25 protein-coding genes are annotated in these 24,592 nt (G+C 64.4%); 13 read left to right on the forward strand and 12 right to left on the reverse strand.

Annotation, left to right across the window (positions count from 1 at the left end):
• The first annotated feature begins 96 nt into the window (after window positions 1–96).
• Complete coding sequence (locus V6590_RS09375) at window positions 97–1,488, forward strand: aldehyde dehydrogenase family protein (RefSeq protein ID WP_335422230.1); 1,392 nt, start codon at window positions 97–99, stop codon at window positions 1,486–1,488.
• 66 nt (window positions 1,489–1,554) lie between these two features.
• Here V6590_RS09375 and V6590_RS09380 read toward each other — a convergent pair whose 3' ends face one another.
• Both V6590_RS09380 and ychF read right to left on the reverse strand, forming a co-directional pair.
• The gene (locus tag V6590_RS09380) at window positions 1,555–2,142 is read right to left on the reverse strand and encodes a 50S ribosomal protein L25/general stress protein Ctc (protein WP_335422232.1); all 588 of its coding nucleotides are present in this window, start codon (window positions 2,140–2,142) and stop codon (window positions 1,555–1,557) included.
• 142 nt (window positions 2,143–2,284) lie between these two features.
• On the reverse strand, window positions 2,285–3,382 hold the full coding sequence (ychF, locus tag V6590_RS09385; RefSeq protein WP_335422234.1) for a redox-regulated ATPase YchF: 1,098 nt from the start codon (window positions 3,380–3,382) through the stop codon (window positions 2,285–2,287).
• Window positions 3,383–3,490: 108 nt separating this feature from the next.
• Between ychF and V6590_RS09390 the strand changes: the two genes are divergently transcribed.
• The gene (locus tag V6590_RS09390; protein ID WP_335422236.1) at window positions 3,491–5,047 is read left to right on the forward strand and encodes a hypothetical protein; all 1,557 of its coding nucleotides are present in this window, start codon (window positions 3,491–3,493) and stop codon (window positions 5,045–5,047) included.
• A 66-nt stretch (window positions 5,048–5,113) separates the two neighbouring features.
• Complete coding sequence (gene trpA / locus V6590_RS09395) at window positions 5,114–5,905, forward strand: tryptophan synthase subunit alpha (RefSeq protein WP_335422238.1); 792 nt, start codon at window positions 5,114–5,116, stop codon at window positions 5,903–5,905.
• Here the strand turns inward: trpA and V6590_RS09400 are convergent.
• Entirely contained in the window at window positions 5,854–6,576 is a 723-nt protein-coding gene (locus V6590_RS09400; RefSeq protein ID WP_335422240.1) for an ArsR/SmtB family transcription factor, read from the reverse strand. The genes trpA and V6590_RS09400 overlap by 52 nt on opposite strands.
• Before the next feature lie 82 nt (window positions 6,577–6,658).
• Between V6590_RS09400 and V6590_RS09405 the strand changes: the two genes are divergently transcribed.
• The 3 genes from V6590_RS09405 (at window position 6,659) to V6590_RS09415 (ending at window position 8,553) form a co-directional block, all read left to right on the forward strand.
• The gene (locus V6590_RS09405) at window positions 6,659–6,982 is read left to right on the forward strand and encodes an NIPSNAP family protein (protein WP_335422241.1); all 324 of its coding nucleotides are present in this window, start codon (window positions 6,659–6,661) and stop codon (window positions 6,980–6,982) included.
• A complete protein-coding gene (locus V6590_RS09410) occupies window positions 6,979–7,299 on the forward strand; it encodes an antibiotic biosynthesis monooxygenase family protein (RefSeq protein WP_335422243.1) in 321 nt (106 codons plus the stop codon). The genes V6590_RS09405 and V6590_RS09410 overlap by 4 nt, the downstream gene beginning before the upstream one ends.
• 90 nt (window positions 7,300–7,389) lie before the next feature.
• Window positions 7,390–8,553, forward strand: a complete 1,164-nt coding sequence (locus V6590_RS09415) for an alpha-hydroxy acid oxidase (RefSeq protein WP_335422245.1) — start codon at window positions 7,390–7,392, stop codon at window positions 8,551–8,553.
• On the opposite strand, the gene V6590_RS09420 is transcribed toward V6590_RS09415, so the two are convergent.
• The 3 genes from V6590_RS09420 to V6590_RS09430 all read right to left on the reverse strand — a co-directional run bounded on the left by V6590_RS09420 (window position 8,550) and on the right by V6590_RS09430 (window position 10,414).
• Window positions 8,550–9,674, reverse strand: a complete 1,125-nt coding sequence (locus V6590_RS09420; protein WP_335422247.1) for an MFS transporter — start codon at window positions 9,672–9,674, stop codon at window positions 8,550–8,552. The two genes, V6590_RS09415 and V6590_RS09420, sit on opposite strands and share 4 nt — an antisense overlap.
• 100 nt (window positions 9,675–9,774) lie before the next feature.
• A complete protein-coding gene (locus V6590_RS09425) occupies window positions 9,775–10,068 on the reverse strand; it encodes an HdeA/HdeB family chaperone (RefSeq protein ID WP_335422249.1) in 294 nt (97 codons plus the stop codon).
• 166 nt (window positions 10,069–10,234) lie between these two features.
• Entirely contained in the window at window positions 10,235–10,414 is a 180-nt protein-coding gene (locus V6590_RS09430; RefSeq protein WP_335422251.1) for a CTP synthetase, read from the reverse strand.
• Window positions 10,415–10,602: 188 nt separating this feature from the next.
• On the opposite strand from V6590_RS09430, the gene menC reads away from it, so the two are divergent.
• Together menC and V6590_RS09440 are read left to right on the forward strand one after the other, a co-directional pair.
• Window positions 10,603–11,712, forward strand: coding sequence for an o-succinylbenzoate synthase (gene menC, locus V6590_RS09435; protein ID WP_335422253.1), 1,110 nt, complete (start codon window positions 10,603–10,605; stop codon window positions 11,710–11,712).
• Window positions 11,709–12,416, forward strand: a complete 708-nt coding sequence (locus V6590_RS09440; protein WP_335422255.1) for a GNAT family N-acetyltransferase — start codon at window positions 11,709–11,711, stop codon at window positions 12,414–12,416. The genes menC and V6590_RS09440 overlap by 4 nt, the downstream gene beginning before the upstream one ends.
• A gap of 16 nt (window positions 12,417–12,432) precedes the next feature.
• Here V6590_RS09440 and V6590_RS09445 read toward each other — a convergent pair whose 3' ends face one another.
• Window positions 12,433–13,221, reverse strand: coding sequence for an alpha/beta fold hydrolase (locus V6590_RS09445; RefSeq protein ID WP_335422257.1), 789 nt, complete (start codon window positions 13,219–13,221; stop codon window positions 12,433–12,435).
• A gap of 101 nt (window positions 13,222–13,322) precedes the next feature.
• On the opposite strand from V6590_RS09445, the gene V6590_RS09450 reads away from it, so the two are divergent.
• The 4 genes from V6590_RS09450 to V6590_RS09465 all read left to right on the forward strand — a co-directional run bounded on the left by V6590_RS09450 (window position 13,323) and on the right by V6590_RS09465 (window position 16,855).
• Window positions 13,323–13,856 (forward strand): TIGR00645 family protein, encoded by a 534-nt coding sequence (locus V6590_RS09450; protein ID WP_335422259.1) that lies wholly within the window; start codon window positions 13,323–13,325, stop codon window positions 13,854–13,856.
• Window positions 13,857–13,965: 109 nt separating this feature from the next.
• Complete coding sequence (hisC, locus tag V6590_RS09455) at window positions 13,966–15,051, forward strand: histidinol-phosphate transaminase (protein WP_335422261.1); 1,086 nt, start codon at window positions 13,966–13,968, stop codon at window positions 15,049–15,051.
• Window positions 15,048–15,974, forward strand: coding sequence for a prephenate/arogenate dehydrogenase family protein (locus V6590_RS09460; RefSeq protein WP_335422263.1), 927 nt, complete (start codon window positions 15,048–15,050; stop codon window positions 15,972–15,974). Before hisC ends, V6590_RS09460 begins: the two co-directional genes overlap by 4 nt.
• A gap of 2 nt (window positions 15,975–15,976) precedes the next feature.
• Window positions 15,977–16,855: an extensin-like domain-containing protein gene (locus V6590_RS09465; protein WP_335422265.1), complete on the forward strand. Its 879-nt coding sequence runs from the start codon at window positions 15,977–15,979 to the stop codon at window positions 16,853–16,855.
• An 80-nt stretch (window positions 16,856–16,935) separates the two neighbouring features.
• Here the strand turns inward: V6590_RS09465 and V6590_RS09470 are convergent, their stop codons facing one another.
• The 3 genes from V6590_RS09470 to V6590_RS09480 form a co-directional block, all read right to left on the reverse strand.
• Window positions 16,936–18,519, reverse strand: a complete 1,584-nt coding sequence (locus tag V6590_RS09470) for a peptidoglycan -binding protein (protein WP_335422266.1) — start codon at window positions 18,517–18,519, stop codon at window positions 16,936–16,938.
• Window position 18,520: 1 nt separating this feature from the next.
• Window positions 18,521–19,669, reverse strand: coding sequence for a biopolymer transporter ExbB (locus tag V6590_RS09475; protein WP_434063244.1), 1,149 nt, complete (start codon window positions 19,667–19,669; stop codon window positions 18,521–18,523).
• An 82-nt stretch (window positions 19,670–19,751) separates the two neighbouring features.
• Window positions 19,752–20,273, reverse strand: a complete 522-nt coding sequence (locus V6590_RS09480) for a gamma-glutamylcyclotransferase (RefSeq protein ID WP_335422270.1) — start codon at window positions 20,271–20,273, stop codon at window positions 19,752–19,754.
• A 61-nt stretch (window positions 20,274–20,334) separates the two neighbouring features.
• Here V6590_RS09480 and V6590_RS09485 point away from each other — a divergent pair, with 61 nt between their 5' ends.
• Window positions 20,335–21,303: a DUF2125 domain-containing protein gene (locus V6590_RS09485; protein WP_335422272.1), complete on the forward strand. Its 969-nt coding sequence runs from the start codon at window positions 20,335–20,337 to the stop codon at window positions 21,301–21,303.
• On the opposite strand, the gene V6590_RS09490 is transcribed toward V6590_RS09485, so the two are convergent.
• Both V6590_RS09490 and clpA read right to left on the reverse strand, forming a co-directional pair.
• Entirely contained in the window at window positions 21,295–22,248 is a 954-nt protein-coding gene (locus tag V6590_RS09490; RefSeq protein WP_335422275.1) for a M23 family metallopeptidase, read from the reverse strand. The two genes, V6590_RS09485 and V6590_RS09490, sit on opposite strands and share 9 nt — an antisense overlap.
• Entirely contained in the window at window positions 22,245–24,566 is a 2,322-nt protein-coding gene (gene clpA, locus V6590_RS09495; RefSeq protein WP_335422277.1) for an ATP-dependent Clp protease ATP-binding subunit ClpA, read from the reverse strand. Before clpA ends, V6590_RS09490 begins: the two co-directional genes overlap by 4 nt.
• Window positions 24,567–24,592: the final 26 nt, after the last annotated feature.

The raw sequence follows: 24,592 nt of genomic DNA on the forward strand, positions 1-24,592 counted from the left end.
ACCGCGCCGGAATCGGTTCCCCGCTGACGCGGCGTTCATCTGCAGATCGCGCACAAGGCTGTTAGCCTGTCGCGGCAGGGCAGGGGAGGACATGCCATGACAGCGACAATTGCCGCGACAGTGGCCGCACAAAAGGCGCAGGTGGCGGCGCGGCGGCTGCGATTCGGCCTGGCAGAACGGCGGCAGGCGCTGGCCGATCTGCGCCGCGCGATCATCGCGCATGAGGCCGATCTGCAGGCCGCCGTGGCCCAGGACATGGGCAAGCATCCTGCCGAATTCACCCTGCTGGAAATCGTGCCGACCCTGGCCGAGATCACGCATGCGCGGCGGGCCTTGCCCGGATGGATGCGGGCGCGGCGGCAGGCGGGCGGGTTGGCCGGCCTGGGCACCGTGGCCCGGCTGCGGCCCGAAACCAAAGGCGCCGCGCTGATCATCGCCCCATGGAACTATCCGGTCAGTCTGGCGCTTGGTCCGCTGGTTTCGGCCCTGGCCGCGGGGTGCAGCGCGGTGCTGAAGCCCTCGGAGCTGACGCCCGCCACCTCTGCCGTGCTGGCGCGGCTGGTCGCCAGCGCCTTTCCGCCCGACCTTGTGACCGTGATCGAAGGCGGCAAGGAAGTGGCCGAAGAGCTTCTGGCCCAGCCCTTTGACCATATCTTCTTCACCGGCAGCCCCGAGGTGGGCCGGATCGTCATGGCGGCGGCGGCGCGGTCATTGGCCTCTGTCACGTTGGAACTGGGGGGGAAATCGCCCGCCATTGTCGGGCCGGGGGCCGATCTGACCCGGGCGGCGCGCTGGATCGCCTTTGGCAAGTTCAGCAATGCCGGCCAGACCTGCATTGCCCCTGATCATGTGTTTGTGGCCGACAGCGTGGCCGAAGCCTTCGGCACGGAATTGCGGCGGGCCATCGCAGGCATGTATCCCAAGGGGCTAGGCTCGCCCGATCTGGCGCAGATTGTCAGCCCCCGCCATGCGGCCCGGCTGACCGGGCATCTGGCCGAGGCGCAGGCTCAGGGTGCGCGGCTGGTGCTGGGCGGTGCGTCGGAGGCACGTCGCATCGAACCCACGCTGATCGAGGCATTGGCCCCCGATTGCGCGCTGGATCGCGAGGAAATCTTTGGCCCCATCCTGCCGATCATCCGCTATGGCGCTTTGGATGCGGTGATCGGTCGGATCAATGCCCGGCCCAAGCCACTGGCCCTCTATGTCTTTGATACCGACCGCAGCCGGATCGACAGGATCATCGCCGAAACCTCGTCTGGGTCGGTGGGGGTGAACCTGACCCTGCTGCAATTCTCCCATGCGGGCCTCCCCTTTGGCGGGGTGAACAGTTCGGGCATCGGGGCCGCGCATGGGCATTGGGGCTTTCGGGCCTTCAGTCATGAAAAGGCGGTGCTGGAAAACCGCTTTTCACCCCTGTCACTGCTGTTCCCGCCCTATGGCAGACGGGCGCGGCGGATGATCGGGCTGGTGCGCCGCTTTCTGACCTGAGGCCGCATAAAAGAAAACGCGGCAGGGTTGCCCCCGCCGCGTTGCCGGTCCCACAAGGGGGCCGGATTACTCGTCTGCGACCAGGCCCGAAGGTGCGGTCACGTTGGCGATGACGAAGTTCCGGTCGATGGTCGGTTTGGCGCCGTTCGGCAGGGTCACGTCATTGATGTGGATCACATCGCCGAAGTTTTTGCCGGTCAGGTCCACGACGATTTCCGACGGGATGTCCGAAGCCAGAACTTCCAGTTCCACTTCCGGACGTACCACGGTCAGGGTGCCGCCACGCTTCAGCCCGGGGGCCGCGTCGTGGTTGATGAAGGTCACATGGATGAACAGGTTGATGCGGCTGTCATCGTGCAGACGCATGAAATCCACGTGGGTCGGCAGGTCCTTGACCACATCGCGCTGAACGCCGCGGCAGACGACATGCACGTCGCCCTGGCCTTCGACTTTCAGGTTGAACAGGGTCGAAAGGAAACGGCCTTGCTTCAGACGCTTCAGCAGGGTGTTGTAGTTCATGTTGATCGGCATCGGGTCCTGCTTGTCCCCATAGACGATGCCGGGGACGAGCCCCTGCCGGCGTGCCTGGCGAGCGGCCCCCTTGCCCGTCCCCGCGCGCAGCTCGGCGTGCAGATCTTCGATCTTGCTTGCCATTGTATTCTCCATCGTTGGCATTGCAATCATCCGTCACCCTCCAAGGGTGCGTGACGGATCGGCGGGCATTATCCGGGAATCGTGCGGATGGCAAGCGGAAAGGCCCGTCTTCAGGCCCCTCCGGCGGGCTGCGCGCGCCTTATCAGCCGTTGAACAGGAAGTGCAGAACGTCGCCGTCCTTCACCTCATAGGTCTTGCCTTCCACCCGGAACTTGCCCGCCTCCTTGGCGCCCGCCTCGCCCTTGTGGGCGATGTAATCGTCATAGGCGACGGTTTCGGCGCGGATGAAGCCCTTTTCAAAATCGCCATGGATAACGCCCGCCGCCTGCGGAGCCAGCATCCCTGACAGGATCGTCCAGGCGCGGGCCTCTTTCGGGCCGACGGTGAAATAGGTGCGCAGGCCCAGCAGGGCATAGCCCGCGCGGATCAGGCGATCCAGACCCGCCTCGGCCAGCCCCATTTCCTCCAGGAACATCGCGGCTTCGTCATCGGAAAGCTGGCTGATCTCTTCCTCGATCTTGGCCGAAATCACCACCGAGGCCGCGCCTTGCTTGGCCGCCATCTCGGCCACGCGGGCGGATTGGCTGTTGCCCTCGGCGGCCTTCGATTCCTCGACATTGCAGACAAACAGCACGGGCTTGGCCGTCAGCAGTTGCAGCATGCGCCATTGCTTCTGGTCATCCGCCGCCACCTGCACGGTGCGGGCGGGCTTGCCCTCGTTCAGCGCGGCCAGTGCGGCGCGCAGCAGGCGGTCCTGATCCAGCGTCTCCTGATCGCCGCCGCGCAGCTTTTTCGACAGGCTGGCCAGACGGCGCTCGATCGATTCCATATCGGCCAGCATCAGCTCGGTCTCGATGGTTTCGGCATCGGCGACCGGATCAATCCGGCCTTCCACATGGGTGATGTCGCCATCTTCAAAGCAGCGCAGCACATGGGCAATCGCGTCGCATTCGCGGATATTGGCGAGGAACTGGTTGCCCAGACCTTCGCCTTTTGATGCCCCGCGCACGAGGCCCGCAATATCCACAAAGGTCATCCGGGTCGGGATGATCTGTTTGGAGCCCGCAATCGCCGCCAGCTTGTCCAGCCGCGCATCTGGCACCGCCACTTCGCCCACGTTGGGTTCGATGGTGCAGAAGGGGAAGTTGGCGGCCTGCGCGGCAGCCGTGCGCGTCAGCGCGTTGAAGAGCGTGGACTTGCCCACATTCGGCAGCCCGACAATGCCCATCTTGAAGCCCATGTTCCCGCTCCTTTGACCTTTGGCGCGCTTTTATGGGGGATGGGGGATAGGATCAAGCGCGGCTTTGCCGCCCTTGCGTTTCGGCTTTCGCCAAAGTTGAATGCAGGGATGAACTGGACGATTGACAAGACAATTTCCATAACGCTTGCCGTCTGGACGGTGGCCGCAGGCCTGCTGGGCGTTGCGTTCCAGACATTTGGGGCCGTGGCCTGGCATTGGCTGGCCTTCATCCTCTGGCTGGGATTGGCGCTTGTGGCCTTGCTGATGCAGGCCGATACGGAACGTCGTACCTATCTGTCCGCCACGCTGCGCCATCGCCGCTATACTCAGGTTTACCTCTATCTGGCGCGGCCTCTGAACACCTGGCTCTGGCACCGGCTGGGGCGGATGGAGCCGGGGCCAGACGGCACCTTGCGCCCGCCCCCCGAAACCGCGCCCCTGCGGCGGTTGATGCGCATGGCGCTGACATGGCGGGTGCTGAACTTCGCTCTTTTGCTGGCGGTGGCCTATCCGGTGCTGGCGCTGCTACGGCCCTGGCTGTTTGGCGGCGATGCTGTCCTGGGCGCGGGGATCGTGGTGTTCCCGGCCAGCCCATTCTGGCCGGATCGCGCGGTTGTTCTGGGGCAGCTTGTTATCCTGACTTCGGGTTTTCTGGGCAGGCATCTGGCGCGCTCAAATGCGCGGCGGTTCTGGCGAAATGCCGCTGACTGGCTGCCAATGTTTGCACTCGCATCAGCATTCGCATTTGCATACACTTTCGCTGCAGAATACGCATTCGCAGGCGGATACGCGGTCGCATTTGCATTTGCATTCTCATATGCGTTCACTGGCGCATATGCATTCGGATACGCAGTGGTAATCGCGGGAGCCTTCGCACTTGCTGGTGCGTTTTCTGGCGAGGGCGCAGGGGCGCTAGCACTGGTATTCGCATTCGCATTCACGCTCACACTGGGTTTTCTTTGGGAAACTAGCCGCCCGGGTGGCGCAGTCATCTACTTGCTGTTTTGGTGGTCGCTTGGCTTGGCAATCCTCGTGCGCTTTGTCGACGCAAGCGCACTAACAACAGGTCGCAAGGCGATGATCGTTTTCCTAGCCGTTTTGCCCCTCATCAACGGCCTTTTCGACGCCCTGTCCTATGCCGCCACCCTGGCCACGATGCGCAAGGGGCTGGCGACCCGTTGGGCGCTGCTGCTGGGCCTGTTGGACCTTGGGATTGGCGCGCTGCTTTTTGCCGGGCTGGGGGCCACGATGCTGGCGGTGATTGCGGCGCTGAATGCCCTGGCCAATGCGCCGCTGGTGGATCTGCCTGCGTTGTTTGCGGGTTTGCGGGCAAGCCCCGGCGATTACTGGTGGCTTTACATGATCCTGTTTTCCACCCTTGTGCCGACAGCCCTGCATCTGTTGCTTGCGGCGCTGGCGTTGCAGGGGCTTCTTCCCCAAGGCCCACGTCGGCGCATCGCGCGCTGGATCGATGCCTCGCCCCACAGCCCGCTGGATGCCGTGCGGGGCTTTATGGCGCAGGCCACGCTTTGGTGGCTGCCGATCCTGCTTCTTGCCGGGGCGGCTTGGGCACTTTGGCAGGGTATTGGCGGTTTCGCGGCCCGGGTGGGGTTGGGCTATCTTGCGCTGCTGGAGACCTTTGCGATCTGGGTCGGGGCAGTTTGATTGCATCCCCCCTTGATTTCCGGCCTTGTCCCGTGCAAGCCCAAGGCGGCATTCAAGGGACCGGCCATGACCAGAATTGATGATACGTTCGCGCGGCTGAAGGCCGAGGGGAAGAAGGCCTTCGTCGCCTATATCATGGGGGGCGATCCTGATGTGGCCACCTCGCTTGCGGTGATGCAGGGCCTGCCGGGGGCAGGGGTGGATATCATCGAGCTGGGCATGCCCTTCACCGATCCGATGGCCGATGGCCCGACGATCCAGCTGGCCGGGCAGCGCGCGCTGGATGGCGGCATGACCATGGACAAGGTGCTGGACATGGTGCGCGCCTTCCGCAAGGGCGATACGAAAACGCCGATCGTGCTGATGGGCTATTACAACCCGATCTATGCGCGCGGTGTGGATCGCTTTCTGGCCGAGGCGGTCGAGGCCGGGATTGACGGGCTGATCGTGGTCGATCTGCCACCCGAAGAGGATAGCGAATTGTGCATCCCGGCGCAGGCGGCGGGGATCAATTTCATCCGTCTGGCCACGCCCACCACCGATGACAAGCGCCTGCCCAAGGTGCTGCAGAATACCAGCGGCTTTGTCTATTATGTCTCGATCACCGGGATCACGGGGGCCGCTGCGGCGCAGGCCGCCGATGTGGCCCCCGAGGTCGCGCGGATCAAGGCGGCGACCGATCTGCCGGTGATCGTGGGCTTTGGCATCACCACCGCCGAAAACGCGCGCGACATTGCGGGCATCGCCGATGGCTGCGTTGTCGGCTCGGCCATCGTGAAGGAAATCGGCGCGGGCAAGCCCGTCGATCAGGTTCTGGCCCGGGTGGCCGATCTTGCCGCGGGCGCGCATTCGGCCTGAACCGGCGGAAAGGCCGCGTCAAAGGCGCGGCGACCCTGATCGGAAAACTGCAGCAGGCGGCCCCCCTCCGGCCGCCTGATCCATGTCTGGCCCAGCATATGCTGCAACAGTGCCGCCCCAAGCGCGCCGGCCAGATGGTTGCGCCTTTCGCTCCAGTCCAGGCATTGCCGACACAGCGGGCGGCGGCTGGGGGCAAGGCTGAGGCCCAACCCGGCCAGAAAAGCGCGCCCCGGCTCTGTCAATACAGGCCCGTCCTGGCCCAGCAGCAGATGGCCGCGTGCCACCAGGCTGTCATGCAGTTGCACCCCCGCCGCCCCGGCCAGATGGTCGTAACAGACCCGTGCCGCGCGCAGGCCTTCATCCCGGGGGCCGGGGCGGTGGCGCAGATGGCCCCGCGCGGCGGCCAGCCCCAGCAGGGATTCCAGCACGCCCGCCACCTCGGGCCCGGCCAGCGCATAATACTTGTGCCGTCCCGACATGCGGGCCTCGACCAGCCCGCCCGCCGCCAGCCGCGCCAGATGGCCCGATGCGGTCTGCACGGTGATCCCTGATTCATTGGCCAGTTCGGTGACTGTCAGTGCCGCCCCAGCCAGTAGGGCGGTCAACATATTGGCGCGCGCCGGATCGCCGATCAGCGCCGCGATGCGGGCAAGGTCTGGTCCGTCTTTCATGGCACCTCCACAGTTCGATCATGGCCGAAGCATTGGCGTTACGCAATCGGGCAGAAGGGGGCAGCAACAGAAAGGACAGACCATGCTGACCTGCATCATCCGTTATCACATCGACCCGACGAAAAAGGCGCAGTTCGAAACCTACGCCCGCACCTGGGGGCAGGCCATCCCGCGCTGCGGGGCCGGGTTGATCGGCTATTTCGCACCGCATGAAGGTTCATCCACCCTGGCCTATGGCATCTATACCATCCCGTCGCTGGCCGAATACGAGGCCTATCGTGCAAGGCTGGCGGCTGATCCGCTGGGGCGGCAGAATTACGAATTTGCGCAGCGCGAAGGTTTCCTGCTGCGTGAGGATCGTACCTTTCTGCGTCTGGTCTCGGCCCCGCATGGGGCGGGCGCATGATCGCGGTGATTTTCGAAGTCCTGCCCGCCCCCGGCGCGATGGCGGTCTATCTGGATCATGCGGCACGGCTGCGGGCCGAGCTGGAGACTGTGGACGGCTTTCTGGGTGTGGAACGGTTTCAAAGCCTGACCACGCCCGGCAAGTTGCTTTCGCTGTCGTTCTTCCGTGATGAGGAGGCAGTAAGGCGCTGGCGCGAAAGCCCGGATCACCGCTCCGCACAAGAGGCCGGGCGCAGCGGGCTGTTTTCCGACTACAGGCTGCGTGTGGCTGCGGTGATCCGCGATTATGGGTTGGAGGATCGGGCAGAGGTGCCCTGACCCCGCTGTCATTCTAGTTGGGTTCGACAACAGACTTGCATGGCGATATCCAATATTGGTAAGGTTACCTAACCAATATTGGATATCGCCATGCCCGTCATCACCTGCATCGACGATCTGAAACGCCTGCATGCCCGCCGCGTGCCGCGGATGTTCTATGATTATGCCGAAAGCGGCAGTTATACCGAACAGACATTCCGGGAAAATGTCAGCGATTTCTCCCGCATCCGTCTGCGGCAGAAGGTGGCCGTCGATATGTCAAACCGCTCGGTCGCGGGCAGCATGCTGGGCCAGCAGGTTGCCATGCCGGTCGCGCTGGCGCCGGTGGGCTTTACCGGCATGCAATCGGCGGATGGCGAAATCAAGGCCGCCCGCGCGGCCGAGGCGTTCGGCGTGCCCTTCACCCTGTCCACCATGTCGATCTGCTCGATCGAGGATGTGGCGGCACATACGACCAAGCCGTTCTGGTTCCAGCTTTATGTCATGCAGGACGAAGAGTTTGTGGACAATATCATCGAACGCGCCCGCAAGGCGGGCTGTTCGGCGCTGGTGCTGACGCTGGATCTGCAGATCCTCGGTCAGCGGCACAAGGATCTGAAGAACGGGCTATCGGCCCCGCCGCGCCTGACGATCCCCAATATCCTGAACATGATGACCAAGCCGCGCTGGTGCATGGGGATGCTGGGCACAAGGCGGCATACCTTCGGCAATATCGTCGGCCATGCCAAGGGCGTGGGCGATCTGTCGTCGCTGTCCAGCTGGACCAATGAACAGTTCGATCCCAAGCTGGACTGGGGCAAGATCGCCCGTATCCGTGACAAATGGGGTGGCAAGCTGGTCCTGAAGGGGGTGCTGGATGAAGATGACGCCCGCCGCGCGGCCGATTTCGGCGCCGATGCCATTGTAGTGTCGAACCATGGCGGTCGGCAGCTGGACGGGGCGCTGTCATCAATCCGCATCCTGCCTTCGGTCGTGCGCGCCGTGAAGGGGCAGACCGAAATCTGGATCGACAGCGGTATCCGGTCGGGGCAGGACATCCTCAAGGCGCTGGCCATGGGGGCCGATGGCACGATGATCGGGCGCAGCTATATCTATGGTCTGGGCGCGATGGGCCAGGCCGGGGTAAGCACCGCGCTGGAGATCATGCGCAAGGAACTGGATGTGACCATGGCGCTGTGCGGCGAACGCGACGTCAAGAATCTTGGCGCGCATAATCTGCTGGTGCCAAAGGATTTCGAGGGCGACTGGGCCTAACGCCGCAACAAGACCCGGGCCAGCAGCGGCACCGTCAGCAGCATCACCGCCGCAAAGACAAAGGCCGCGCGCAGCCCGAAACTGCCTGCCAGAAAACCCAGCATCGGCGGGCCGAAGAAATAACCGAAATAGCCGTAAAGCGTGGCGCGGGCGACAGCCCGGGCCCGGGCCTCGGGATGGGCCATCTGCCCCACCAGCGTGAAGGCGGTCGGGGCGATCACCGACGATCCCAACCCCATCACGATGAACCCGGCATGGGCCATGGCGGGGCTGGTGGCAAAGGCCGCCCCCAACATACCACAGGCGGACAGGGCGGCACCCAGCGTCAGCACCACACCCGGTGCCAGCCGCGCCGAAAGACCCTGACCGGCGATCCGGGCAAACCCCATGGTCAGTGCCAGCGCTGCCGGGCCCATCGCCCCTTGGGCCGGATCGCCGCCCAAGGTCTGTTCGATATGCAGGGCCGACCAGTTTTCGGCGGCATTTTCCGTCAGAAAGGCGATCAGCACGATGCCGCCGCCGATCAGCGGCACCAAGCCGAGGCCGGCACCGCCTGCGCCCTTGGGCTTGGCCAGGCCCTCGATCCGGCCATCGCGCTCCAGGCACAGCAGGGCCAGCACCCCGGCCAGCAATGCCATCGTGCCCATCACCGCGCTCGGGGGCCAGGCGGCGTCGCGCAAAATCCCCGCGAGCAACGCCCCCGCCGCATAGCCAAAGCTGTAGCCCGCATGGCAGAGGTTCATCAGCGGCTGCCCCCGCGCCGCCTCGATCGCCGAGACGCGGGCATTCATCAGCACATCGGTCAGGCCGGTGACCGCCCCTAGTGACATCATTGCCAGTGGAAAGAGCAATGCCTGATGCACCTGACCCGGACCGGCAAAGGCAAAGGCCATCCCCGCTGCGGCCAGTGGCAGCGCGAACCGGCCAAGTGCCACACCGATGGCCGGGGCCACCAGCATGGCCAGCACGGCCGCCAATGGCGTTGGCAGCATCAGCAGGCCAAGCTGGGTTTCATCCACCTGCAATTGGGATTTCAGATCGGGCAGAACAGCGGCATAGCTGCCCCAGATCACCCCCATGGCCGCAAATGCAGCCAGCGGTGCGCGGGTGTCCCGGATCATGCGTAACCATACCATGCCCCTGCCTAGCGCAGGGCTGGCGGCCAGGGCTTGCCCAAGGGCGACATCACGCCGTCGCCCCGGGCTGCTTCAGTCACGGGCTTTACTGGCCTTCAGCCTGTGCCAAGGCGTCCATCACCGACATATCGGGATTGTTGGCGCAGATCGTTCCGGCGCCATCCATGTTGGTTCCCAGCCGGTCAAGATCAAAGGTCGGGTCTTCGGCGGCACCACCCATGAAGCCATCCACCCAGATCATCAGGGTTGCAATGCCATCGGCATCCATCGTTGCCAGATCGGCGCATTTGATGGTGGACACATCGGTGCTTTGTGCCAGGGCAGGGCTGGAAAGAAGGGTGGCAGCAACAAGGGTTGCAGTCAGGCGGGCAGGGAACATGGATGTCTCCGGTTCGGGGTTTGCGGCGGCAGATTATCAACCGCAATGCCGCCGACAAGCCGCAGCATTGGATCCCAACCAAAGGATATGCGCCCGATTGCACCTGACGCCACCCCTGCATGTGGGCTTGGGGCGGCGCTATCGCAAAAGGCGGATCGAGGCCGTCTTACCCTTCCAGTTGACGGGCCACGAACCAGCTGACCGGCAGTGCCGCAACAAAGCCGATGGCGGCGGCAATCACGATGGGTTTCAGCGTATCCATCCCCATGGTCAGCGCAACCACGATGGCCGCCCCCATCAGCGCCGTGGAGGCCATCGAAAAAACTACCATCATCAAGCGGGACATGCTGTCCTCCCCAAAGGTCTGGCGCGTTCGCTGTTGTCTTAGCCATTTTATGAACCGGGGGCCTTGATCCGGATCAAGCGGCGCGAAATGGCGATCTGCCGGAATGCCCTGCCAGACTGCCAACCCAGCTTGACGTTACGCCACCCATCCGCGACGCTTCGCCCGAGACTTGCACCGGAAGGCCCCCCATGACCCTGACGATCGACAGCGCCGAATTGCGCCTTGTGCGCCTGCCGCTGGTGACCCCCTTCACCATTTCCACCGGCACGATGACGGAAAAGCTGTTTCCGCTGCTGACTTTGCGTGCCAATGGGATCGAAGGCTATGCCGAAGGGGTGATGGACCCCTGGCCCGATTATCTGGAAGAGGCGCTGCCCTCGTCCATGGCCCTGCTGCGCGAGGTGTTGATCCCGGCCGTGATCGGTCGTCCGCTGAGCAATCCGCAGGCGCTGACCCCACTTCTGGCCCCGTGGCGCGGGCATCGGATGGCGCTGGCCATGCTGGAAATGGCGGTCTGGGATCTCTGGGCCAAATCGCTGGGCCTGCCCTTGCAGGATGTGATCGGCGGATCGGGCGATCAGGTCGCGGTGGGCGTGTCTCTGGGCATTACCCCGGTCGCCGAAACGTTGCGGCGGATCGAAAGCCATCTGGATCAGGGCTATCAGCGGATCAAGCTGAAGGTGAAACCGGGCCATGATCTGGCGCTTGTGCGGGCGGCGCGGGGGGCCTTTCCCGATGCCCATCTGACCGTGGATGCCAATTCCTGCTATTCGCTGGCGGATACTGCGCTGATGAAGGCGATGGATGCCTTCGATCTTGACTATATCGAACAACCGCTGGCGTGGAACGACCTGCACGATCACGCCACGCTGCAAACCCGGATTGCAACGCCCATCTGTCTGGATGAAAGCATCAAGACCCTGCAGGACGCCCGCAAGGCGCTGCAGACCGATGCGGCGCGGGTCATCAACATCAAGGTTGGCCGGTCGGGCGGCTATCTGGAAAGCCTGCGCATCCATGATCTGTGTCTGGCCTTCAACGTGCCCGTCTGGTGCGGCGGCATGCTGGAATCGGGGATCGGCCGGGCGCATAACATCCACCTGTCCACCCTGCCCAACTTTACCAAGCCGGGGGATGTGTCTTCCTCCAGCCGCTATTTCACCCGCGACATCACCGAACAGCAGCTGGAAACCGCAGGCGGCCAGATGCCCGTGCCGCGCCATGGGCCGGGGATCGGGGTCACGGTTGACCGCGGTTTTCTTGCCCGCGTATCCGAGACGCCCGAGGTGTTTGGATGACCGACCTTGTCTTTCGCGACCTGAAGGGGATGGACGAGTTCCGCAAGGCCGAACAATTGCAGCGCGATGTCTGGGGGGCAGGGGACAAGGAAGACCCGGCCGATCTGATGATGGTCGTGCAGCATGAAGGCGGGCTTTGCGCCGGGGCGTTTCGGGGGGATCGGCTGCTGGGCTATGTCTTCGGCTTTCCGACCGTAACGCCCGGGGTGCAGCATTCGCATCGTCTCGCGGTGCATGAAGATGCGCGGGGGCTGGGTCTTGGCCTGCGGCTGAAATGGTATCAGCGCGACTGGTGCCGGGCGCGGGGCATCCGCCATGTGCGCTGGACCTATGATCCGCTGCGCCTGCCCAATGCCAGCCTGAACATCGCGCGTTTGGGGGCAGGGGCCAGCACCTATCTGCCTGACTACTATGGCGCGATGGAAGGGATCAACAAGGGCGCGGCCTCGGACCGGTTGCTGGCCGACTGGCATCTGGACAGCCCGCGCGTCACGGCAGCGGCGGCCAACCGCCCCTTGCCGCTGCCGCAGCATCCGGCGCTGGAGGTAGAGATTCCAGCCGATTTCGGTGCGATCCTGCTGCGCGACCCGGCCGAGGCGCAGCGGCTGCGCGAGGCGAACCGTGCGGCCCTGACCACGGCCTTTGCGGCCGGTCTGAAGATCGTGGGCTTTGATCCCGAGCGCCGGGTCTATGTGCTGACCTGATCCCGGTTGCGGCAGATCAGGACAGGAACACCTTCAGCGTTTCTTCAAACTCGCGCGGCTTGTCGGCATGCAGCCAATGGCCTGCGCCGGGGATGCGCGCGAAACGCGCCGCCGGAAACAGCGACCGGATGGCCGGGCGGTGTTCTGGCAGAACATACCGGCTTTCCGAGCCGGTCAGGAACAGCGCGGGCCCGTCAAACTGGCCATCGATGGTCTGCGGCCAACCGACGATCCGGGGCATCTCTGCCTCCAGCACATCCAGATTGAGCCGCCAGCGCGGCCCGCCCGGTGCCTTGAGATCCAGCGATTGCAGGAAGAACGCGCGCAAGGGGGCCTCGGGTACAGTCAGGGCCAGACGCCGGTCCGCTTCGGCACGGGCGGCAATGCCCGTCAGATCCATGGCCTTCATGGCTGTAATGTACTGCGTCTGATCATGGGCATAGGCGATGGGCGCGATATCGGCCACGACCAGCCGCCGGATCAGCGCGCCCTGCGTAAGCGCCAGCAGCATGGCGGCCTTCCCGCCCATGGAATGGCCCACCATATCAACCGGCCCACCGATCCGGGCGATCACCTCGGCCAGATCGGCGGCCATGTCGGGGTAGCTGTGGGTTGGGAACCACGGGCTTTCGCCATGATTGCGTTGATCCACCGCAAACACATCGCGGTTTTCCGACAGGCGGCGGGCAATCACCCCCCAGTTGCGGGCCGACCCGTAAAGCCCGTGCACGATCAGCAGCGGCGGCAGGCTGTCATCGGGGCGGCTTGCGGGGGTCTGGGCGGGGTGATGGACGATGTTCAGCATGCCTGCATCTAACCCGCAGGCCGGAAGCCTGCCAAGGCCCCCTTTTCCGGCAGACCGTTATGGATTATCTGGCCCGCGCAGGATCAGGACAGGAGCGGATCATGGCCGAGAAACCATCACTGGAAAGCCGGTTCGAAAACGGGCTTTTTGCCTCGCGCTGGTTGATGGCACCGATGTATCTGGGCCTGGTCATCAGCCTTGCGATGCTGACGGTCGTCTTTGTCAAGGAACTGGTCTATTACGCGTCCAAGACCCTGATCATGACGGCAGATCAGGCGATCCTTGCCATTCTGACGCTGATCGACCTGTCGCTGGCGGCGAACCTTCTGCTGATCGTGCTGTTTTCGGGATATGAGAATTTCGTGTCCAAACTGGACCTGGGCGATGCGCGCGACCGGCCCGACTGGATGGGCAAGGTGGATTTCTCGGGGCTGAAGATGAAGCTCATCGCCTCGATCGTGGCGATTTCAGGCATCCACCTGCTGAAGGTCTTCATGGAAGTGGGCAAGCAGGCCGGTGACGCGGTGCCGACCGACAAGCTGTTCTGGCTGGTGGTCATCCACCTGACCTTTGTGCTGTCAGGCGTGCTGCTGGCGCTGATGGACCTGCTGGCTTCGAAAACCGACAAGCACTGACGGTACTGGGCCGCCGGCCAGCCCCGCCTTTCGTCTGTCGCTGCAACATCGCACTGGCATTGCGGCGACCGTCCCGGTAAACCGCAGGCCGGAACCCAAGGAGACCGCGATGAACGACGCCATCCGCCCGCAACCCGGCATCATGGATATTGCCCTTTATGAAGGCGGCAAGGCCCATGTGGCGGGCGTGAGCAATGTGGTGAAGCTCAGCTCGAACGAAAACCCGTTCGGGCCTTCGGACAAGGCCAAGGATGCTTTCGCCCGGTCGGTGCATCAGCTGCACCGCTACCCCTCTACCGATCATGCCAGCCTGCGCGCGGCGATCGCCGAAACCCATGGGCTTGATGCAGGGCGGGTGATCTGTGGCGTGGGGTCGGACGAGATCATCCATTTCCTCTGCCAGGCCTATGCCGGGCCGGGGGATGAGGTGCTGTATACCGAACACGGTTTCCTGATGTACAAGATTTCGGCCATGGCGGCAGGCGCCACCCCGGTCGAAGTGGCAGAACGTGAACGCAGCACCGATGTGGATGCCTTGCTGGCCGCCTGCACGGATCGCACCAAACTGGTGTTCATCGCCAATCCGAACAACCCGACCGGCACGATGATTTCGGCAGGCGAAGTGGCGCGGCTGGCGCGCGGTTTGCCGCCGCAGGCCATTCTGGTGCTCGACGGGGCCTATGCCGAGTATGTCGAAGGGTTCGATGCCGGGCTGAGCCTGATCGAGGCCATGTCGAATGTGGTGATGACCCGGACCTTCTCGAAGATCTACGGTCTGGGGGGGCTGCGCATCGGCTGGGGCTATGGGCCGAAGGCGATCATTGATGTGCTCAACCGCATCCGTGGGCCGTTCAATCTGTCCAACACCCAGTTGGACACGGCCGAGGCCGCCGTCCGCGATCAGGATTATGTGGCGAAATGCCGGGCTGAAAATGCCCGCCTGCGGCATTGGTTGGCCGAAGCCCTGGCCGAACATGGTGTGCCGTCCGACACTTCGATGGCGAATTTCGTGCTGGCGCGTTTCGCCAATGCCGATGAGGCCGAAGCCTGCGACCGGTTCCTGCAGGAGCAAGGTCTGATCGTGCGGCGCGTGGCCAGCTACAAACTGCCGCATTGTCTGCGCATCACGGTGGGTGACGAAGCCTCATGTCGCCGGGTGGCGCATGCCATTGGTCAGTTCAAGGGGCAGAAATGACCGTCATCTACAACCGTGTGGCCCTGATCGGTCTTGGGTTGATCGCATCCTCCATGGCCCATGCCATGAAGGCGCATGGTCTGGCGGGCGAAATCGTCGGCCATGCCAAATCGGCAGAAACCCGGGCGACCGCGCTGGAAATCGGCTTTGTTGACCGGGTGGCGGCGACCGCTGCCGAGGCTGTGGTGGGTGCCGATCTGGTTGTGCTGGCGGTGCCGGTCGGGGCGATGGGCGCGGTGGCGGCCGAGATCGGCCCGCATCTGGCGCCCGGTGCCACGGTGACCGATGTCGGGTCGGTCAAGCAGGCGGTGATCGATGCCGTCGCCCCGCATATGCCCGAAGGCGTGCATTTCGTGGCAGGCCACCCGATTGCCGGGACAGAACATTCCGGGCCGCGTTCGGGCTTTGCCACGCTGTTCGTGAACCGCTGGTGGCTGCTGACCCCGGCCCCCGGCACAGACCCCGCAGCCACCCTTCGCCTGCGCCAATTGTGCGAAGGGATGGGGGCCAAGGTCGATGAAATGGATGCGGCGCACCATGATCTTGTGCTGGCCGTCACCTCGCATACGCCGCACCTGATCGCCTATACGATGGTGGGTGTGGCCGATGACCTGCGCCGCGTGACCGACAGCGAAGTGATCCAGTATTCGGCGGCGGGTTTCCGCGACTTTACGCGGATTGCCGCCAGTGACCCGACCATGTGGCGCGATGTGTTCTTGACGAACAAGGAGGCGACGCTGGATATTCTCGGTCGGTTCACCGAGGAACTCTTTGCGCTGCAACGGGCGATCCGGCTGGGGGATGGCGACCATCTTCACGCCTATTTCACTCGCACGCGCGCCATCCGCCGGGGGATCATCGAGGCCGGTCAGGATACTGCCGCCCCCGATTTCGGACGTGTGCAGCCCCCCGCGGGAGAGTGATGATGACAAGACCGGGTGTCGTTCTGGCCGTTCTGCTGGTGCTGACGGGCCAACCGCTGCTGGCCGAAGGGATCGGAAAATCCCTGATCCCCAAGCCGCGCCCGGTTCCTGCCGAACTGACCGTGGCCAGTTCCAACGCGCCGATCAGCCGCATGCCACCCAAGCCCCGCCCCGCTCAATTGGGGGCCATCAAACCCGAAACCGTGGTTGAACTGGCCGCTCTGGCACCGCTGGCAACCAGCCTGCGCCCCCGTCCGCGCCCGGAAGGGCTGACGGCGGCCCCAGCCGCGGCCAAGCGCAAGAAGGTGGCCGATCTGCACAAGGCTGCTGCCGTGCGCACTCCGCAAGACAAGGGCAGCCTTCTGCCCAAGAAGGGCTCCGTCTGCGGCGATCCGGCGATCCGGGGCGAAACCATGGCCCCCGTGGTCAGCAAGGTGAAGGGTTGCGGGATCGAAGACCCCGTGCGCGTGACCTCCATCGCCGGTGTGAAACTCAGCCAACCGGCCACCATCACCTGCGACACGGCCATCGCCACCCGGAAATGGCTGGAACGCGCGGTGCAACCGGCCTTCGGCAAGACCCCGGTGGTGAAGCTGAACATCGCAGGCCATTATGTCTGTCGCCCGCGCAACAATATCCGCGGCGCCAAGATCAGCGAACATGGCCGTGGCCGCGCGCTGGATATATCTGGTTTTGTGCTGGCGGATGGTCGGCAATTGTCCATTGCCGGGGATTATCGCCGGTCCAAGGCGATCAAGGCCGCGCACAAGGCAGCCTGCGGAATTTTCGGCACTACCCTGGGCCCCGGATCGGATGGCCACCACGAAGATCACCTGCATTTCGACGTCGCTCGCCATGGCAATGGCAGCTATTGCCGCTGACCGGTCGCCTCCCTTTATCTTGGCCAAAATCTCATCGGAACGCGCGTCGGGGTGGAGACCCCCCCGGACAAGTGCGGGGTTCAGCGTTCGGTCAGTTTCAGTTCGATCCGGCGGTTCTGCGCGCGGGCTTCGGCGCTGTTGCCTGCCGCCACGGGTTGCCATTCGCCAAATCCGGTTGCCGCCAGCCGTTCCGGAGGGAACCCCAGTTCATCCTGCATGAAGCGCACGACAGACAGGGCCCGCGCCTGGCTCAGCTGCCAATTGTCCACAAAGGCCCCGGTGCCGGACAGCGGGACATTGTCGGTATGACCATCGACCCGGATGATCCAGTCGATCCCGGACGGGATCTGGCCGCGCACATCGTTAAGCGTTTCGACCACGCGGGCGATCTGGGCGCGACCTTCGGGGGCCAGATCGGCGGCGCCGGGGGTGAACAGCACTTCTGACGAAAAGACGAAGCGGTCGCCTACGATCCGTACCCCTTCGCGCCCGGCCAGCACTTCGCGCAACTGGCCAAAGAATTCCGACCGGAATTTTTCAAGGTTCTGTTTTTCGGCCTCCAGCCGCTTGCGTTCGGCCTCTTCCAACTCGGCGCGGCGCTTCTGTTCTGCCGCGACCTGGGCCAGCGCGGAATTCAACTGTCCGCCCAACGATTCAAGCTGTACTTGCGCTTCGGCATCCCGGGCCTTTGCCGCATCCAGCAGGGCCTGCAGGCTGCCCAATTGCCCGCGCAGGGCGGTGATCTGTTCATTCAGCAGGGCCAGGCGGCGTTCGGCCTCGGCCGATTGTGCCTCGCGTTCGGCCAGAAGGGCGCGGGCGGTTTGCAAGGCATCGGTCTTTTCTGCCTCTACCCCTTGCGCGGCGGCCAGCAGGGTCAGGGTTTCCTCGGCCCTTTTGCGCTGTTCTTCCAGCGCAAGCGTCAGGGCGGCAAGTTCGCTATCCGCCCCTTTCAGGCGGTCGCGCAATTCAGCCAATGCCGCCTGATCGACCTGCCGCGCGGCTTCGGTTTCGTCCAGTTCCGCCGCCCGCTGCGCATTTTCGGCCCGCAGCTTTGCGGCCAGCGCCTCGATCGCCTCGGCCCGGGCGGCTGCCAGCCGCGCGGCTTCGGCCTGCGCATCAACCTCGTCGCGCGCCTTGGCCAGCGCCAGTTGCAGCGCCTCTTGTTCGCTGATCAAGCGGGCTTGTGCGGCCTCCAGGTCCTGAAGTGATGCGGCCAGCGCCGAAGCCTCGCCCCGTGCGGCATCGCGTTCGGCCAGCAGGCTGGCGACCTGTTGTTCAAAGCTGGCGATACGGGCCTGCGCCTGCGACAGTTCACCTTCGCGCGCGGCCAGCGTGGCGGTCAGCGCGGCAATCTGTCCGGCTTGCGCCTCGCCGCGCGCCTGGGCCTCGGCCAATGTGCTGCGCAGCGACCCAAGTTCGGCCTGCAGACCTTCGGCCCGCGCCCGTTCCAGCCCGAGCGCATCGGCCAGTTGCGCCACCTGGGCGGAAAGTGCGTCAAGTTCGTTGCCCTGATTGTCGATGGTCTGGCGCAGCACGGATTGCATGACGGTGAAGATGGTCAGCACGAACATCAACACCATCAAGAGTGTGGTGACCGCATCCACGAAGCCTGGCCAGATCACCCCGTCGCCCGACCGGACCGATCCGCGACGCGACAGGCCCATGCTACGCCCCCCGTCCCAATTGCCGCACGGCCTGGGTCAGTGCAGAAAGATCGCCGCGCAGATCCGCCGTGCTTTCCTGCCGCCCGGCCGACAATTCTTCAAGAATGCGAAGCAGTTGCACATCCATCGACCGCAGGCGCATCCGCGCCTCGGCATCGGCATGCAGATTGCTGTCATTATGCGACATGGCGGCCAACAGCCGCTCTTGCCCATCGGCGATGCGCTGCAATTGCCCGGCAATGGTGGCTTCGGAGTCAAGCCGCGAGGCCAGCCGTGCCACCGCCTCGGCCAGTTCCCCGGTGCGTTCATCGGCCAGAGACCGGCTGATATCCGATTGGGTGAACAGCATCTGCATGTTGTCGATCTGCTGGCTGAGCTGATCGAGCACCTGCGCCAGCGCACCCATGTCGCCCCCATCGCCCTCGGCCACGCCGATCCGCGTGATCGAGGACAGCCATTCCTCCATTTCGCGGAAGAACCGGTTCTGGCCGTGGCCGGCGAACAGTTCCAGCAGGCCCACGACCAGCGATCCGGCCAGACCCAGCAGCGACGAGGAGAAGGCCGTGCCCATGCCGCCCAACTGGGTTTCCAGCCCGGACATCAGCTTGCCGAAGATGTCGAGCGAATTCTCGCCCTCTTGCGGCGACAGGCCGCGGATGGTGTCCACGATGGCGGGCACCGTGGTGGCCAGCCCGTAGAACGTGCCCAGAAGCCCCAGAAAGATCAGCAGATTGGCCAGATAGCGGGTGATGTCGCGGGCCTCGTCGATCCGCGTGGCAATACTGTCCAGAATGGACCTGGTGGACGAAGACGACAGTTGCAGCCGTGCCGTGCGCGGACCCAGCAGCGCGGCCAGAGGGGCCAGCAGGCGGGGGGCTGCATCGGTCTCCGATCCGGGGCGATCCTGCACATAGGCATCGATCCAGCTGACCGATTGCGCCAGTTGCCAGACCTGCCAGAAACAGGTCAGCACGCCCAGCCCGAACACCCCGATGATCGTGCCGTTCAGCAAGGGATTGGCGGCAATGATGCCCCGCAGCATGGGCAGTGCCACCCATGCACCGGCGGCAATCATGCCAAGCACCAGCAACATCAGGGTGATCTGCCGGATCGGCTGGGTGAAAAGCGGCGCGGGGGATCTGCTCATCATCGGTCCTGCTCGCTGTGACCGGCTGATCGGGCCACTTGCGCGCCACAATAGGCTGCCGCGTCGCGCCTGCCAAGCGTGAAGGTCACGCCGTCAGATCACGGACCCGTGCTGCCAGCCATTCCAGATCCGGGTCGGCGATGCCCAGTTCGGCCAGATGTGCGGCGGTGTTCCACAGATAATCGCGGTTGGGGCCGCGCCCGCCGGTTGCGCGGGCGATGATCTGCGCCTGTTCCTCCAGCGCCAGCCCCCCGCAATATTGCACATGATCGGGGTCGATCACATAGGCCAGACAGTCGAGCCGGTCTGCATCTGCCAGCACCTCGAGCCGGGTTTCCAGATAGGCAGAGGATACCAACTCGCGCTCACGCAGGGCCGCCAGTGTGGCGCTTTCATGCCCCGGTGCCACCCGGAACGCCACGCCATCGCAAGTGGCGCTTGTGGCCCGATCCAGTGCCAGTACAAGGCCAGGCGCGTCTTCTGTGCCGCGGTGATGGATCGAGCGCATGCAGAAGCTGCGATGCCAGCCCGTCAGGCGCGCGATGCGGCGTTCCGCCACCGGAAAGCCGGGATCCCAGATCAAGGAACCGTAACCGAATACCCACATGCGCTGGCCCTCCTGCCCGTGCCGCTGTAAACCGGGGGGCGGTAAAGGAAAAGGGGGCGCCATGCGCGGCTTGATCTGGGTGGTGATGATACTGGCCGCGCTGTATGGGGGCTATTGGTTCGTGGGCGCGCGGGCTGCCGAAAGCGGGGCAGAGCGGGCACTGGTCGAGGCGGCAGCGCGGGGCATCGTGGTCGATCATCAGGGCCTGTCGGTTGCGGGCTTTCCCAGCCGGTTTGACCTGACGTTGACCCAGCCCAGGGTTGCCGCCGGTGCGGTGGGCTGGCAGGCGGAATTCGCGCAGGTCTTCGCGCTCAGCTACAGCCCGTGGAAGCTGATCGCGGCGCTGCCCAATGACCAGCATCTGACCCTGCCGGGCCAGACAATCGGGGTACAATCGACGCGCATGCAGGCATCGCTGTTCCTGACGCCCTCACCGGCGCTGCCACTGTCGGATTTCAAATTTGTCACCGAGGGGCTGAACCTGCGGTCGGATGCCGGTTGGGCACTTGCGGCAGGATCGGTCAATGTGTCGCTGGTGACGGGTGAGGGGGCCACGGCGCAACTGGCGCTGCGGGGGCTGGATCTGGTGCCCGATCAGGCCCTGATCGCGGCAATGGGGGGCAGCCTGCCAGCGGTCATCGAACGGCTGGACCTTCTGGCCGATCTGGAGCTTGCCGCGCCGCTGGCCCTGCGCGGGGATCGTCCCGAGGTGCGGGCGATTGATCTGCGTGAGGCCCATCTTCTGTGGGGGCCAGTGCAGGCGACCATTTCGGGCCGGGTCGTGGCCGATGATCTGGGGCAGGCAGAGGGTGAACTGCGCCTGAAGGTGGCCGGGTGGGAGGCCGGGCTTGCAGCGGCAGAACAGATGGGGCTGGTGCCGGAACAGTTTCGCGTGGCGCTGCGATCAGTGTTGCAGGGGCTGGCCGCGCAATCGACCGAGCCCGGCACCTTGGACCTGCCGCTGGTCATGCAGGGCGGACGGATGATGTTGGGGCCGCTGCCGCTGGGGGCTGCGCCGCTGCTACGGTAGGTCTGCCGTCAGAATGGCGCGATCCACCTCGGCGCCATCGCGCAACAGGATCGCCTGCCCCTGATAGCGGCCCGGGGGCCAGCGGCTGTCCCGCAACTTGCGCCCGATGGCGCGCATGGCCTGCGCCTGCGTGCGATCCAGTGCGATGGTGTCTGCCACCACCTCGCCCTGCGGGCCGGTCAGGGTAAGCTGCAGCCGATCCCCCGCGCGGGTGCCGAACAGATAGGCCCAGACCACCAAGGCCGGGGCGGCGGCCCGCAGCGGTTGCGCCGCCAGACCCGCCTTGACCTGCCCGTAATCCGGCACCGCATCGGCAAAACCGATGGCTATGATCCCGCCGGGCTGGTAGGGCAAGGGGGCGGACCAGAGGTCATCGCCCGCCTTGCCGCACAGGGCCATATCTCCGGGGGCGAAGGGATCGACTGCCACGCCGTTCTGGCGGACGGTCAGATGAAGATGCGGAAATTCGGTATTGCCGGACAGCCCAATCTGCCCCAGCACCTGACCGGCCTGCACCGCGTCGCCAGGTTTGACCTGCACCGAACCCTGTTTCAGGTGGCAATACTGGGTTTCCCACCCGTCGGTATGGGTGATGGCAAGCCCATTGCCGCAATCGCGGCCTTCCAGCGGTGGTGCGGCGGGATCGCTGATCAGGATATCGGGCATGCCATCGCGCGCGCCGCGCACCACGCCGGGCGCTGCGGCCAGCACATCAACCCCCGCCGTCATGGCCGCCAGCGAAGGCAACGCGAAATCGGTGCCGTCATGGCCATCATAGCTAAGCGATCCGCAGGTGTAATCGCGTGCGGCCGGTCCGGGATCGCGGTCCGGGAATTGCTGGATATGGCAGGTTTCGCCCAAGGTGCAGGCAACCGGCAAACCCAAGTCAAAGGCCCCCGCCGCAGCGGGGGCCAGGATCAGACCAAGGGACAGAGCCCTAATCATTCCGCCGTCAGCAGCGGCGGTTTCTGCCCGGTCAGCCGGGGCTTGGCCGGTTCTTCGATGATCAGGTCGATCTGGTCGTCCTTCACCGAAATCCGCACCACGCCGCCCTTCTGCAGTTTGCCGAACAGCAGTTCTTCGGCCAATGGCTTCTTGATGTTTTCCTGAATCACCCGGCCCAGCGGACGGGCGCCCATCTTGTCATCATAGCCTTTTTCCCCCAGCCAATGCGCGGCGGCGGGGGTCAGCTCGATATGAACATTGCGGTCCATCAGTTGCGCCTCCAACTGGAGGATGAACTTCTCGACCACCTGGCTGATGGTTTCGCGGCCAAGTGCGGCAAAGCTGATGACGGCATCCAGCCGGTTGCGGAATTCCGGGGTGAAGGTGCGTTCGATGGCGGCAGTATCTTCGCCCGTCCGCTTGTCACGACCAAATCCCATCGCGGCCTTCTGCATGTCCGACGCCCCGGCATTGGAGGTCATGATCAGGATCACATTGCGGAAATCGACCTGGCGACCGTTATGGTCGGTCAGCTTGCCGTGATCCATCACCTGCAGCAGGATGTTATAGACATCCGGGTGGGCCTTTTCGATTTCGTCGAGCAGCAGCACGCAATGCGGGTGCTGATCGACGCCATCGGTCAGCATGCCGCCCTGATCGAACCCGACATAGCCGGGCGGGGCACCGATCAGGCGGGACACGGCATGTTTCTCCATGTATTCCGACATGTCGAACCGCAGCAATTCCACACCCAGCGTATTTGCCAGTTGCTTGGCAACCTCGGTCTTGCCGACGCCGGTTGGGCCTGCAAACAGATAATTCCCGATGGGCTTTTCGGGTTCACGCAGACCGGCCCGCGCCAGCTTGATGGCCGATGCCAGCGCTTCGATCGCCTTGTCCTGCCCGAAGACCACGCGCTTCAGCGTCTTTTCCAGATCGCGCAGGATTTCGGCATCATCCTTCGACACGGTTTTCGGCGGGATGCGGGCGATCTTGGCCACCACGGCCTCGATCTCCTTGGTGCCGATGGTCTTGCGGCGCTTGGATTCCGACAGCAGATGCTGGGCTGCGCCGGCCTCGTCGATCACGTCGATCGCGCTGTCGGGAAGCTTGCGGTCATGGATATAGCGCGCGGCCAGTTCCACCGCCGATTTGATCGCATCCGACGTGTAACGCAGATCGTGATGTTCTTCGAAATTCGGCTTAAGCCCCATAAGGATCTTGATCGCATCCGGCACCGAGGGCTCGTTCACGTCGATCTTCTGGAACCGGCGGCTCAGCGCGCGGTCCTTTTCGAAATGCTGACGGAATTCCTTGTAGGTGGTCGAACCCATGCAGCGAAGCTTGCCGCCCTGCAGCGCAGGTTTCAGCAGGTTGGAGGCATCCATCGCGCCACCCGAGGTCGCCCCGGCGCCGATCACCGTGTGGATTTCGTCGATGAACAGGATGGCGTCGGGATGATCTTCCATCTCCTTCACCACAGCTTTCAGCCGTTCCTCGAAATCGCCGCGATAGCGGGTGCCCGCCAGCAAAGCGCCCATATCAAGGCTGTAGATCGTGGCCCCGGCAAGAATATCGGGCGTTTCGCCATCGACGATCTTCTTGGCCAGACCTTCGGCAATCGCGGTCTTGCCCACGCCCGGGTCACCCACAAGAAGCGGGTTGTTCTTGCGGCGGCGGCACAGAACCTGAATGGCGCGCTCCACCTCGGCCTCACGCCCGATCAGCGGATCGACATCGCCTTTCAACGCCTTGACGTTCAGATCGACGCAATACTTGGAGAGCGCGGATTCCTTGGCCTCGCCCGCCTCACCCTTGGGGGTTTCGTGATGCGGATCTTCGGCCCCGGTCACCGGGCGCGCCTCGCCAAAGGACGGGTCTTTTGCCACGCCATGGGCGATGAAATTCACCGCATCATAGCGCGTCATGTCCTGTTCCTGCAGGAAATAGGCCGCATTCGATTCGCGTTCGGCAAAAATGGCGACCAGGACGTTTGCCCCGGTCACCTCGGTCCGGCCCGAGGACTGCACGTGAATCGCCGCACGCTGGATGACGCGCTGAAACGCGGCAGTCGGCACGGCTTCTGACCCTTCGACATCGGTCACAAGGGTAGACAGATCATCGTCGATGAAATCGACAAGCGTCTTGCGCAATTCGTCCAGATCGACCGAACAGGCCTTCATGACGCGGGCGGCGTCGGGTTCGTCGATCAGGGCCAAAAGCAGGTGTTCCAGCGTCGCCAGTTCATGGCGGCGGGCATTGGCCAGCGCCAGCGCGCCGTGGATGGCCTGTTCCAGAGTGGTCGAAAATGATGGCACGATCCGGTGCTCCTGTCCTGCGGGCG

Source organism: Gemmobacter denitrificans (assembly GCF_036964905.1).
GTDB classification, from domain to species: Bacteria; Pseudomonadota; Alphaproteobacteria; order Rhodobacterales; family Rhodobacteraceae; genus Gemmobacter; species Gemmobacter denitrificans.

Coding starts and splice junctions, on each gene's coding strand:
- V6590_RS09375 (WP_335422230.1), top strand. CDS start 97: ATGACAGCGACAATTGCCGCGACAGTGGCCGCACAAAAGGCGCAGGTG.
- V6590_RS09380 (WP_335422232.1), bottom strand. CDS start 2,142: ATGGCAAGCAAGATCGAAGATCTGCACGCCGAGCTGCGCGCGGGGACG.
- ychF (WP_335422234.1), bottom strand. CDS start 3,382: ATGGGCTTCAAGATGGGCATTGTCGGGCTGCCGAATGTGGGCAAGTCC.
- V6590_RS09390 (WP_335422236.1), top strand. CDS start 3,491: ATGAACTGGACGATTGACAAGACAATTTCCATAACGCTTGCCGTCTGG.
- trpA (WP_335422238.1), top strand. CDS start 5,114: ATGACCAGAATTGATGATACGTTCGCGCGGCTGAAGGCCGAGGGGAAG.
- V6590_RS09400 (WP_335422240.1), bottom strand. CDS start 6,576: ATGAAAGACGGACCAGACCTTGCCCGCATCGCGGCGCTGATCGGCGAT.
- V6590_RS09405 (WP_335422241.1), top strand. CDS start 6,659: ATGCTGACCTGCATCATCCGTTATCACATCGACCCGACGAAAAAGGCG.
- V6590_RS09410 (WP_335422243.1), top strand. CDS start 6,979: ATGATCGCGGTGATTTTCGAAGTCCTGCCCGCCCCCGGCGCGATGGCG.
- V6590_RS09415 (WP_335422245.1), top strand. CDS start 7,390: ATGCCCGTCATCACCTGCATCGACGATCTGAAACGCCTGCATGCCCGC.
- V6590_RS09420 (WP_335422247.1), bottom strand. CDS start 9,674: ATGATCCGGGACACCCGCGCACCGCTGGCTGCATTTGCGGCCATGGGG.
- V6590_RS09425 (WP_335422249.1), bottom strand. CDS start 10,068: ATGTTCCCTGCCCGCCTGACTGCAACCCTTGTTGCTGCCACCCTTCTT.
- V6590_RS09430 (WP_335422251.1), bottom strand. CDS start 10,414: ATGTCCCGCTTGATGATGGTAGTTTTTTCGATGGCCTCCACGGCGCTG.
- menC (WP_335422253.1), top strand. CDS start 10,603: ATGACCCTGACGATCGACAGCGCCGAATTGCGCCTTGTGCGCCTGCCG.
- V6590_RS09440 (WP_335422255.1), top strand. CDS start 11,709: ATGACCGACCTTGTCTTTCGCGACCTGAAGGGGATGGACGAGTTCCGC.
- V6590_RS09445 (WP_335422257.1), bottom strand. CDS start 13,221: ATGCTGAACATCGTCCATCACCCCGCCCAGACCCCCGCAAGCCGCCCC.
- V6590_RS09450 (WP_335422259.1), top strand. CDS start 13,323: ATGGCCGAGAAACCATCACTGGAAAGCCGGTTCGAAAACGGGCTTTTT.
- hisC (WP_335422261.1), top strand. CDS start 13,966: ATGAACGACGCCATCCGCCCGCAACCCGGCATCATGGATATTGCCCTT.
- V6590_RS09460 (WP_335422263.1), top strand. CDS start 15,048: ATGACCGTCATCTACAACCGTGTGGCCCTGATCGGTCTTGGGTTGATC.
- V6590_RS09465 (WP_335422265.1), top strand. CDS start 15,977: ATGACAAGACCGGGTGTCGTTCTGGCCGTTCTGCTGGTGCTGACGGGC.
- V6590_RS09470 (WP_335422266.1), bottom strand. CDS start 18,519: ATGGGCCTGTCGCGTCGCGGATCGGTCCGGTCGGGCGACGGGGTGATC.
- V6590_RS09475 (WP_434063244.1), bottom strand. CDS start 19,669: ATGATGAGCAGATCCCCCGCGCCGCTTTTCACCCAGCCGATCCGGCAG.
- V6590_RS09480 (WP_335422270.1), bottom strand. CDS start 20,273: ATGTGGGTATTCGGTTACGGTTCCTTGATCTGGGATCCCGGCTTTCCG.
- V6590_RS09485 (WP_335422272.1), top strand. CDS start 20,335: ATGCGCGGCTTGATCTGGGTGGTGATGATACTGGCCGCGCTGTATGGG.
- V6590_RS09490 (WP_335422275.1), bottom strand. CDS start 22,248: ATGATTAGGGCTCTGTCCCTTGGTCTGATCCTGGCCCCCGCTGCGGCG.